The following is a 12,366-nucleotide window of genomic DNA, read 5'->3' on the forward strand; positions in this document are numbered from 1 at the left end:
TGTGTGCTTTGACATAATAATAAACCCCAAAAGTTTTTGTCTAACTTTTGGGGGTCACTTCATATTGATAATGATACAGCCTTTTTTTACTGTGCTGTGCTTATGCCGAGCAGGTTACGCAACCTTCGTCCATAGAGCAAGATGGGCCTGCCGGTACATCATCGGCAACGGTAGCCACTTCAGCCGGGATAACCGGTTCCATGTTTTTACCACCCTGGTTTTCTACCGTAAATTTAACCGCTTGCGAAGCAGCTTGTGTACGCAGGTAATACATACCGGTCTTCAAACCTTTTTTCCAGGCGTAAAAATGCATCGATGTTAATTTAGAGGCATTTGGCGCATTTATGAACAGGTTTAACGATTGCGACTGGCAGATATAGGCACCACGGTCGGCAGCCATATCTATAATGTTACGCATCTTAATTTCCCACACAGTTTTATACAGTTCTTTTAAATCGGCGGGGATCTCGGCAATGTCCTGTATTGAGCCATTGGCCGTAATAATCTTATCTTTAATACTGCCGTTCCACATACCGCGATCAACCAAATCGCGCAGCAGGTGCTTGTTAACGATAACAAACTCACCGCTTAATACGCGGCGGGTGTAAATGTTGGAGGTGTAAGGCTCGAAACACTCGTTATTACCTAATATTTGCGAGGTTGAAGCAGTAGGCATTGGCGCTACCAACAGCGAGTTACGCACACCGTGGTTCATTACATCAAGGCGCAGGTTTTCCCAATCCCAGCGGCCGCTATCAGGCGTTACGTTCCACAAATCAAACTGGAACTTACCTTGTGATAATGGAGAACCCTGGAACGTGGTATAAGCACCGTCTTTAATGGCCAGGTCTTTAGAGGCCGTCATGGCGGCAAAGTAAATAGTCTCGAAAATCTCTTTGTTCAGTTGCTTGGCCTCGTCGCTTTCAAACGGCATGCGCAGGCAAATAAAGGCATCGGCTAAACCTTGTACGCCTAAACCAATTGGCCGGTGACGCAGGTTAGAGTATTCGGCTTCTTTAACCGGGTAATAGTTATTATCGATGATCTTATTGAGGTTCAGCGTAGCCTGGTAAGTTACTTCGTATAATTTTTCGTGGTCGAACTTACCATTGATCACATAGCGTGGCAAGGCAAGCGAGGCCAGGTTGCAAACGGCAACCTCATCGGCCGAGGTGTACTCCATAATTTCGGTACACAGGTTCGAACTCTTGATGGTACCTAAATTTTGCTGGTTAGATTTGCTGTTGGCAGCATCCTTGTATAATAAGTACGGGGTACCGGTTTCTACCTGTGAATCCAAAATAGCGTACCAAAGCTCTTGTGCCTTTACCTTACGGCGGGCGCGGCCTTCTGTTTCATATTTGGTGTACAAAGCTTCAAACTCGGCGCCAAAGCAATCGGCTAAACCAGGTGCTTCATGCGGGCAGAACAAGCTCCAGTCCTCGTTAGCTTCTACGCGTTGCATGAACAAGTCGCAGATCCAAAGGGCGTAAAACAAATCGCGGGCGCGCATTTCTTCTTTACCGTGGTTTTTACGGAGATCTAAAAACTCGTAAACATCGGCATGCCAGGGCTCTAAGTAAATAGCAAAAGCACCTTTACGTTTACCACCACCCTGATCTACATAACGGGCGGTATCGTTAAACACACGCAACATCGGGATAATACCGTTGCTGGTACCGTTTGTACCGCTGATGTATGAGCCGGTTGCCCGTACGTTGTGGATGCTTAAACCAATACCGCCGGCACTTTGCGAAATTTGCGCGGTTTGTTTCAGCGTATCGTAGATACCTTCAATGCTATCATCTTTCATGGTTAACAAAAAGCACGACGACATTTGCGGTTTAGGGGTACCCGCGTTGAATAAGGTTGGTGTAGCGTGGGTAAACCAGCGCTCACTCATCAGGTTATAGGTTTTAATAGCGCTATCGATATCGGCCTTGTGGATACCAACTGATACCCGCATAAACAAATGCTGCGGGCGCTCGGCTATACGGCCATCCAATTTTAACAGGTACGATTTCTCTAAAGTTTTAAAACCGAAGTAATCGAAGCCGAAATCACGGTCGTAAATAATACTGCTATCCAGTATATCGGCGTTGGCTTCTATTACATCCCACACATCATCGGCCAGTAAGGATGCCGCCTTACCGGTTTTAGGATCTTTATAGCTATGCAGCTTACGCATGGTTTCGCTGAAGGACTTGATGGTGTTTTTATGCAGGTTAGATACGGCAATGCGCGAAGCCAGCAAAGCATAATCGGGGTGCTTGGTGGTTAACGATGCGGCAGTTTCGGCAGCCAGGTTGTCTAACTCCGATGTGGTTACCCCATCGTACAAACCTTCAATTACTTTTTTGGCTACATCAACCGGGTCTACCAAGTGTGGGTTGAGACTATAGCACAATTTCTCTATACGCGCGGTAATTTTGTCAAACTTTACCGATTCAGTTCTGCCGTCTCTTTTTATTACAAACATTATAAACCCCCTCCTATCTCCCCTTTTGGGGGAGATATTTTTTTAATTGTGTATTAATTTATTGAATATATATCCTATGCCTCCTCCTTTTAAGCCCTCCCCCTCGGGGAGGGTTGGGAGGGATGCTAAAAATCGTCGTCTAACGTAAACGCCTGGCTTGGTTGTGCGTTTAACACGCCGCTTTTTTGGTAATCGCCTACGCGTTTTTCAAAAAAATTGGTTTTGCCTTGCAGCGAAATCATTTCCATAAAATCGAATGGGTTGGTGGCGTTGTACACCTTATCGTAACCCAGTTCCTGCAACCAGCGGTCGGCCACAAACTCGATGTACTGGCTCATTAAATCGGCATTCATGCCAATTAATCTTACCGGCAGGGCATCTGTAATAAATTCCTTTTCAATTTCCACTGCGTCGGTAATTATTCCGGTGGCTTCCTCTTTGCTCAGTTTATTCTCTAACATGCTGTAGAGCAAGCATGCAAATTCGCAATGCAAACCTTCATCGCGCGAAATGAGCTCGTTGCTAAACGTTAGGCCGGGCATTAAACCACGTTTCTTCAACCAAAAAATAGAGCAAAAGCTACCCGAAAAAAAGATGCCTTCCACGGCAGCAAAAGCTACCAGGCGCTGGGCAAAGGTTCCGTTATTGATCCATTTTAAAGCCCATTCCGCTTTTTTACCCACGCAAGGCACGGTATCAATAGCGTGGAACAAACGGTCTTTTTCTACCGCATCTTTAATATAAGTATCTATCAGCAACGCATAAGTTTCGGAGTGAATGTTCTCCATCATGATCTGGAAACCATAGAAACAACGGGCTTCGGGTACCTGTACCTCGCTCATAAAATTTACGGCCAGGTTCTCGTTCACAATACCATCGCTGGCAGCAAAAAAGGCCAGTACATGCGATACGAAGTGACGTTCACCATCGTTGAGGTTGTCCCAGTGTTTCTGATCGTCGCTCAGGTCAATCTCTTCTGCTGTCCAGAAGCTGGCTTCGTGCTTTTTGTACATTTCCCAAATGGCGGGATAGTTGATCGGCAGGATAACAAACCGGTCCTTGTTCTCTCTTAATAATACTTCGCTTTCCTGAGTCATATACTTATACTTCTTAATATCATTTTAAATCCAAAAACACACCGCCTAACTACCTGCCCAACTTTCGTTAGGTTTGGTTACTCGCTGTAGATATCTGGTTTTTAGTTTAATCAACCACACTGCTCAGGGCCAACCAGATAGGATCATCCGGCTACCTTTTGTAAGCTATGCAACGGGGCTGCAAAGACTACAAACAAATGTACATCCCAAAGCTTAAAGTAGGTCACAAACGTTCTCCACACCGGCTTAAAGTTATTAACATAACTGCTTTTTATTTCACAATAAACTAACAATCAAATATTTATGATAAAAACTTATTAGTTATCAGCGTTTATATACCGCAGTTTGTTATACAAATATATACTAAAAATATTAGTTTTATAAGATAATCAACTGAAAATTAAGTCATAAAAAAAGGCCCGGTAAACCAGACCTTCATGTGAACAACTATTTGCTTATTTATTTGCATTTACCGCTACAAACTTCATAGAAACGGAGTTTACACAGTGGCGGGTATTTTTGGCCGTAAACCTTTCCCCTGTAAAAACGTGGCCTAAATGCGCACCGCAATTGGTGCATAAGATCTCGGTTCTACGACCGTCGTCATCGGTTTCTTTGGTTACTGCTCCGGCTATTTCATCATCGAAACTGGGCCAGCCGCAAAATGATTCGAACTTCGATTCGCTGGTATATAGCGGGGTATCGCAGCGGCGGCATACGTACAGGCCCTCGGCTTTATTGTTCAATAATTCCCCGGTGAAAGGGCGTTCGGTACCTTTATGCAAAATCACGTATTCTTCGGCGGGGGTGAGCTGGTTGTATTCCATATTATTGAGTGAAAGATTGAATGAGTGAATGAGTGAATTTTTGTTTTTTCACGATATATAAACATACCAAATTTAGGACGGATTGGTTTTGTACAGCTGTATGTTTACGCTATTTTGACGGAACGTTTGGGCGCGGCTTTCCAGCGCTTGGGGCAGACTAAAGTCTGCGGGCATAATGGTGCGTAGTCGGGAGACCACGCACAGCGGGTATTTTTTCACCTTCATAGCATGCCCATATTTATCGGCATAACGGGCTGTAGTTGGTAATTACTTAAATATTTATATAAATGCAAAAAGACCATCCCGCTCGTGAAATGGCCTTTTTGCATTTATAAAGTGTTAACTCTTGTTTCTTATCTCTTGGCTCTATCCTCAAATTATCTTGGACCGCCGCCACCACCTGGTGCGCCACCGCCACCGTTTTGGTCGCCCTGTAATAAGTCGTCGTTTTTAACGCCTTTCTTTTTGGTTTGTGCACCGTAGGTAACTTTACCAAAGTTGTAGGTAAACGATATACCGAACGATTGCAGCGGATAACGGATGTTTTGAGTTTGCACTAATCCGGGACTGTTTATGTTTTGGTCGAGTTTCAAATACGTTGAAAAAGGCGATAAAGCGTTTAATCCTAAAGTGAATTTCTTGGCTATAATTTCTTTCTTTACACCAAAACCAAACAAGTTAAAAGCCGGGTTTTCACCTTGTATGGTACGGCGTGGAGAGTTAAATACTCCAAAAAATTCGGTCGTCCAGCCACCTTTAATAGTTGCCGATGCACTTGTAAAAGCATTATACTGGAAAAAAGTACCTATACTGCTTTGTTGCGAAGCCTGGATGTTGTTTGTAGTTGGCCTGTAAGTATATCCGTTGATGCTTGCTCTGATGGTTATAGGTTTCCACGGAGATACTGAACCAAAGAAGCTTGCACCAACCGAGTTGTTTTTACCAATATTTTGGTACGTGGTACGAGTTACGTCGCGGTCTAATTCAGGATCGTTAATTGTTCTTGCTATACCTTCAATTAGGTTGTTAGTGTACTTGTAATACACCGCTACATTGATTACTGATGCACCTACAAAGGTATTGTAACCTAACTCAACGGTTTGCGATATCTCTGGCTCCAAATTCGGCTTACCTTCAGTTTGGTTGTCGGGGTTAGCCTTGTTAATAAACGGATTTAGATAAGTTAAACTTGGGCGCTGGATACGTTTGTTGTAGGTTAACTTATACGTTGATGTTTTAACGGTTTTTGATAATATAAAGCTAGGAACAAAGTTAGTGTAATTTTGCGGAAATGATGTTAAACCTGGTTGTGCAGCATTATTTGGTCTACCGGTAATATCAGTATTTTCAACCCTTAAGCCGGTTTGTATCGAATAGCTTTTGGGCAAGGTAAATGTTAATACCGTATAACCTGCATATACATCCTGGCTATAGTCGTACTGGTTAGAAAGTGTGTTGTTTTGAATAAAAGCACTACCTACCTGGTCAGCTATTACGTAATCGCTATTGATGCGACGGAAGATACCTTTACCGCCGGCTTCTAACTTTATGGCTTTGTTAATAGGTAAAGTGTAATCTACTTGCGCTGTGTATTCGTCATTGAAACCATCATTTGTACCCTGCTGATTCGGAAATCTTAAAAGATTAGCAGCTGCTATATTGAAAAAATTACTATTAAAATCAGAACCTATTTTACTGTGACTCCATTGGCCGGCAAAGGTTAGTTCTTCACCTTCTTTTTTAAACTTGCGGGTATAATCGGCATTCCAGTCGAAGCCACTAAAACTTACTTTGTTAAAATTAGTGCTGTTGTAAGCAGGGTTAGCAAGAGAACTATTCGTGTTATCGGAACGTCCATCTGTTTCAAAACCGCCACCATTAATACGGATGTTGGAGCTGATGCTGTTGAAATTATTAATATCATAACCAACATTTACCGAACCAATAGTACCAAAGCGTTTGGTTTTGGCCGATGAGCTTTGGGTAATATTTGTAGTGTTATTTTCAAAGGTACGCGCGCTTTTCAAGTCAACCAATGAAGTTTGCGGCCAGGCAAAGTTGCTGCCCAAATTACCGCTGATGCTTAAACGGTTTTGTTTGTAGTTCAGGTTAGCATTGCCATTGTTTTGACGGGTACCTATACCACCGCTAACGGAGCCGCTAAGGCCCGATACATCTTTAGTTTTGGTTATGATGTTAATAATACCACCAGAACCTTCCGCATCGTACTTGGCCGAAGGTGAGGTGATCACCTCAATGCTCTTGATCTGATCGGAAGGTATAGTGCGCAATACATCAGCTACATTGCTTGAAAGCGCGCCCGATGGCTTGCCATTAATTAAGATACGTACATTTTGATCGCCACGTAACGAGGGTTTTCCATCAATATCTACCGATACCAAAGGTACCTTGCGTAATATGTCAGTAGCGTTACCACCAGCCGAGGTTACATCCTTTTCGGCATTGTACACTATCTTGTCTATCCTGTTTTCAATAATGGGGGTTTGGCCTTGTACGGTTACCGCGCTGAGTGCCTTAGCACTTGGGGCAATAATAATGGTACCCATGTTGAAATCGGGTTTGCCTAAAGTGGTAGTTACAGGGTCGATAACTTTGGTTGGGTAACCTATAAAAGTAACTGATATTTTGTAACTGCCTGCGGCAATATCGTTCAATTTGAAGTTACCTTTTTCGTCGGTTAGGGTACCGTTCAAAATGGCTTTACCGCCGCTGCGCGATATGCTGATGGTGGCATAATCAACCGGCTTTTTGGTGAGAGAATCTATCACCGTACCCGATATACGGCCTTTAACGCCCGCACCGGCACTTGGCATTTGCGCCCTGGCTGTTAGTATAGTACTGAAAAATGCGATAAGTAAAAAAATTCGTTTCATTTATAATGATTTTGGTAGTAAGAGTTGATAAAGATTGATTTGTTACAGCTTGAATCGCTATTTTTTTGAATGTGTGCTTAAATCACCATTCGTATCATTAATGTTGCAAACCGATGTAAGTTGAGCAGTGATTTGTGGTAACGTGTTTCATACAACAAAGGTGCATCACCAATACAAATTAGCTGCATGTTTTTCGGTCAATGGCCGTTTTTACAGGGCGAATGGCTGAAATGGAGTTATGAAAGAAAAGATGGATTATCCATTTATGTCATGCTGAGCCTGTCGAAGTATTAATAGCTTGAACAGGTTTTCGACAGGCTCGGACGACAAGGGGTATGTTTTTAAACCACTATATTAACAATGCGGCCTTTTACCACAATTACCTTTTTAGGAGGTTTACCATCCAGGTATTTCTGTACATCGTTATTAGCCAGTACAAAAGTCTCCACTTCTTTTGGCTCCATGGTTAAAGCCATGCTCAAATTTAAGCGGGTTTTACCGTTGATGGAAATAGGGTAGGCAAAATCATCTTCAATTAAATAAGAAGCTACAAACTTAGGATAAGGTGCGTACGATAAGGTACCAGCCTCGTTACCCAGCAATACCCAAAGCTCCTCGCAAATGTGTGGTGCATAAGGCGACAAGATCACTACCATATCCTGCAAAATAGCACGCTTGTTACATTTGAGATCTGTCAGCTCGTTCACGGCTATCATAAAGCTGGAAACCGAAGTATTGAACGAAAAACGCTCAATATCTTCTTCTACCTTACGGATAATTTTATGCAAAGATTTCAGTTCAGCTTTGCTTGGCTCGGCATCAGATACCGTAAACGCCCACTGGTCGTTATGAAACAAACGCCAAAACTTACGCAAGAATTTGAACACACCTTCAATACCATTGGTGTTCCATGGCTTGCTCTGTTCCAGCGGACCTAAAAACATTTCGTACATGCGTAAAGTATCCGCACCATAACGCTCAATCAGGTCATCGGGGTTAACCACGTTGAACTTCGATTTCGACATCTTTTCAACCTCGGTATCACAAATGTATTTGCTTTCGTGCTTACTATCATCGGCTGGGTAAACTACCGAACCATCTTCTAAAACGAAAATAGCCTTAGCGTTTTCTGATCTCCATTTGCGGAAAGCAGCTATATCAAGTGCGTCGTTGTGTACAATGTTCACATCTACATGCAGCTTGTTAAAGTCCATTTCACCAATTGAGGTATCGGCAGGCAAGAGGTCTTTATAAAAGGCGGCTATTTGCTCAATGGTATCAAAGTCGCCTTCCTTGTACAGTTCATAAACACCTTTCGATACATAGACCTCAGGTTTTACAAAGCTATCGTCGGTGTTAACCAATAATGGGTTCAGGCGGTAAGTAAAACTCGACCGGCCCTGGATCATGCCCTGGTTAATCAATTTCTTAAACGGCTCTTCCTCTCCGGCTAAGCCAATGTCCTTTAAAAACTTATTCCAAAAACGGCTGTATAACAAATGACCAGTAGCATGCTCCGAGCCGCCTATATACAGATCCACATCTTTCCAGTATTTCACTGCTTCAGCTGAGGCAAAGGTTTCGCTGTTTTGTGCATCCATATAGCGGTACCAGTACCAGCTGCTGCCAGCCCAGCCCGGCATGGTGCTGAGTTCGTAGTCGTAGGCCTCACCCCGGCCCTCTCCAAAGGAGAGGGAGTTGGAGTTGGAATCTCCTTTAGATTGTAATATCCTATCAGGCTGATTTTTTAAAGAATTTTGTATGGCCTGAATAACTGATGTGGTGTTATCAGTAACCTCGTCATTACTAAAACGGATTACATCAAAACCCAATTGGTTTAAAGCGTCAGTTCTAATCGCATCACTTTCTTGAATGCCTTGGTGATATCCACCGTCTATTTCAATAATTAAGCCTTTAGGAATACAAATAAAATCTGCTATGTAAGTGCCAATGGCGTGTTGTCTGCGTATTTTAAAACCAGTTTGATTGTTTCTCAAATGTTGCCAAAGCAGGGTTTCCGCCTCGGTTGAAGTACTACGGTTTGATCGGGCATTATTCTTTAAAATTTCCCAAAGTGCTACATCCGCCGTTTGATAACCGAATTTTAAGGTTTTATCTCCCTCTCTTTTGGAGAGGGTTGGGGTGAGGGGCCTATATTTCCACCCCTCAGCTCTTGCCAATGGCGGTTCGCCGCTTTCGGTTGGTAGATATTTGTCAATTTCAGGGAGGATTAGCGGCAGTTCGCTTTCGTTAATCAGGTATGGTAATCCGTTCTTGAAATACACCGGCACCGGTTCGCCCCAATAACGTTGACGGCCAAAAATGGCATCGCGCATGCGGAAGTTCACTTTTGCTTTACCCGCACCAATTTCCTCCAGCTTGGCCACTACGGCAGCCGTAGCTTCCTTGTAGTTTAAGCCATTAATGAAATCGGAGTTGATATATTTACCATCCTTGGTAGGGTCGGCCTCTTTCTCGATGTTTTGAATGTCCATAATTGGAACTATCGGCAGATCGAAATGCTTGGCAAACAGGTAATCGCGCTGATCGCCCGATGGTACGGCCATTACTGCACCAGTACCGTAACCGGCCAACACGTAGTCGGCTATCCAAAGCTGGATTTTTTCACCGTTCAGCGGGTTTAGTACATAACTGCCCGTAAACGCGCCCGATACGGTTTTGGTATCGGCCATACGGTCCAGCTCCGATTTCTTTTTAGTTTGCGCAATGTAAGCCTCAACCGTAGCTTTTTGTTCGGGAGTGGTTAAAGATGCTACCAGTTCGTGCTCGGGTGCCAGCACTACAAAGGTTACCCCAAAAATGGTATCAACCCGGGTGGTGAAAACTTCGATGTAAGTTGCGGAGATCGGGGTTTCAGGAGCGTTCTCTTCTCCTCGCTCCTCGCTCTTCGCACTCTGTTCCTCGCTCCTCACACCTCGCTCCAAACCAAACCGTACACTCGCGCCAACGCTTTTGCCTATCCAGTTGCGTTGCATTTCTTTAAGCGGGTCGGGCCAGTCAATGTTATCGAGGCCTTGTAATAAGCGTTCGGCATAGGCGGTAATGCGCATGCTCCACTGCATCATTTTCTTTTGCTCAACGGGGTAGCCGCCACGTTCGCTTACGCCGTCTTTTACTTCGTCGTTAGCTAAAACGGTACCCAAAGCGGCACACCAGTTTACGGTGCTTTCGCGCAGGTAAGTTAAGCGGTATTTTAGGAGTTCGGCTTGCTGGGCTTCTTCGCCCATGGCATTCCACTTGTCGGCTGTAAAGGTTGAGACCTCTTCATCGCAAACGGCATTAATGCCTGCAGAACCGTTTGCGGCAAAGTGAGCTGTTAATTGATCAATGCTTTCAGCTTTCTCATCGGCTTTGTTGTACCACGAGTTAAACAGCTGCATAAAAATCCACTGCGTCCATTTATAATAATCGGGCGAACTGGTGCGCACTTCCCGGCTCCAATCAAACGAAAAGCCAAGCTGATCGAGCTGGCGGCGGTAAGTGGCAATATTATCTTCGGTAGTTATAGCAGGGTGCTGACCGGTTTGTATGGCGTACTGCTCGGCCGGTAAGCCAAACGAATCGTACCCCATAGGGTGCAACACGTTGAAACCTTTGAGGCGTTTGTAGCGTGAAAAAATATCGGAAGCGATGTAACCCAGCGGGTGACCCACATGTAAACCGGCACCTGAGGGGTACGGAAACATATCGAGCACGTAGTATTTGGGTTTGGCCGATTGATTGTCGGCTTTAAAAGTGTGATGGCTTGCCCAAAATTGCTGCCACTTTTTTTCTATGTCTTTAAACTGATAATCCATTCCGCAGGTTCTCCAAAATAATGGGCGAAACTACGAAAAATTGCAGGCTATTTTTTAAGGGAATAGGTGAATTCTATATATACCATACCGGTACCTTTATTTCTATCCAGTGTGAAAGTGAAACTTTTGTCTTGCAAACTAATTACCCGGCAAGGTTCTGTCCTATCCTCTTGTATAATATTAAATGTGTTTTCGGAAGTGGTTTGAAATGAAACAGAAGCAGATTGAGCGTTTGCAGTTGTAAAAGATGTTACTGTGTTGTCATTTTTAAACTCGATAAAATTACCTGCATCACCTGTTGCTTCATGCTGTACCTCTAAAGAACCATCTGCATTATAAGTGTCAATATTCACTTTGTCTATGTACCATCGACCGACCATGCGTTTTTTTAATCCACTTGCATTGTTATCGTCTTTCTTGCACGACATCAGTGCTACCAGCATCAACGCCAGGCATAAATATTTATACATTCGTAATAAGTTTTAGATTGTATAAATATATAAAAAGGCAATGCTTAAATGGCAAAGAAAGTATCGTTATTTATTACTTTCCTATTATCTGCTTAAAGTGTGAACATATTCGGTATAAGGCTGGTTTACAACTTTAGGGTTAGCCATCACAAAAACCAAATTGGTAAGATTAAGACTCACCACCCGGCAGGGATAAGTTGTATTACCAATTTTTAAGGTAAAAGCTGTTGTTGAGGTAACGTTATAGGTACCTGTAGTAACTTCGGCAAGGCCATCGAACGTGCTTACGAATGTATCGTTTTCAGCAAACTCAAAGTAATCGTTACTGCGCGTTTGCAACCTTACTGAGGTTAATAGCTTGCCTTTAGCATCATAATCATTCTGGTATAAGGTGCCATAATCCCAACCACCGGTTAATTGCTCTTTTAAACCGGTAGCAGTTTTATCTTCTTTTTTGCATGAAAACAAAGCCACAGCCAATATGGCAAGAAATAAATATTTACGCATTGGTTAAAAATTGATATAATAAATATGTATATTAATTGATTATTTATAATGAATAATAATTTATACGGAAGCAAACCATTTACGTTACATATTTCGTATAATAAAATTATTACAACCGAAAGTGCTGAAGCAATTTTATTGTATTTATTCTAACTTCAATAATTAGCCGAATCTCATTTAAAGAGTAAGCATGCCAGAAAAAAGAAGAGTCTCCAGGGATCATAAGCTCCCGTTATGCCCTGTTTGCGGCTACGAGTTTAAGTATCGTGTAAAG

At 43.1% G+C, this 12,366-nt stretch carries 7 protein-coding genes; all 7 read right to left on the reverse strand.

Going from position 1 to position 12,366, the window contains the following annotated elements; genetic code table 11:
• Positions 1–100: 100 nt before the first annotated feature.
• Positions 101–2,479, reverse strand: a complete 2,379-nt coding sequence (locus tag ACFQ3S_RS19450) for a ribonucleoside-diphosphate reductase subunit alpha (protein WP_377167773.1) — start codon at positions 2,477–2,479, stop codon at positions 101–103.
• A 125-nt stretch (positions 2,480–2,604) separates the two neighbouring features.
• Entirely contained in the window at positions 2,605–3,576 is a 972-nt protein-coding gene (locus ACFQ3S_RS19455; RefSeq protein ID WP_377167776.1) for a ribonucleoside-diphosphate reductase small subunit, read from the reverse strand.
• A gap of 455 nt (positions 3,577–4,031) precedes the next feature.
• Positions 4,032–4,403, reverse strand: a complete 372-nt coding sequence (locus ACFQ3S_RS19460; RefSeq protein ID WP_377167779.1) for a methionine-R-sulfoxide reductase — start codon at positions 4,401–4,403, stop codon at positions 4,032–4,034.
• Between the two features lie 377 nt (positions 4,404–4,780).
• A complete protein-coding gene (locus ACFQ3S_RS19465) occupies positions 4,781–7,297 on the reverse strand; it encodes a TonB-dependent receptor domain-containing protein (RefSeq protein WP_377167782.1) in 2,517 nt (838 codons plus the stop codon).
• A 341-nt stretch (positions 7,298–7,638) separates the two neighbouring features.
• The gene (locus tag ACFQ3S_RS19470) at positions 7,639–11,115 is read right to left on the reverse strand and encodes a leucine--tRNA ligase (RefSeq protein ID WP_377167785.1); all 3,477 of its coding nucleotides are present in this window, start codon (positions 11,113–11,115) and stop codon (positions 7,639–7,641) included.
• Between the two features lie 47 nt (positions 11,116–11,162).
• Entirely contained in the window at positions 11,163–11,585 is a 423-nt protein-coding gene (locus ACFQ3S_RS19475) for a hypothetical protein (protein ID WP_377167787.1), read from the reverse strand.
• Positions 11,586–11,669: 84 nt separating this feature from the next.
• Positions 11,670–12,092 (reverse strand): hypothetical protein, encoded by a 423-nt coding sequence (locus ACFQ3S_RS19480; protein ID WP_377167790.1) that lies wholly within the window; start codon positions 12,090–12,092, stop codon positions 11,670–11,672.
• Positions 12,093–12,366 lie beyond the last annotated feature (274 nt).

The organism is Mucilaginibacter terrae (assembly GCF_042679325.1).
In the GTDB taxonomy this organism is placed as follows: Bacteria; Bacteroidota; Bacteroidia; order Sphingobacteriales; family Sphingobacteriaceae; genus Mucilaginibacter; species Mucilaginibacter terrae.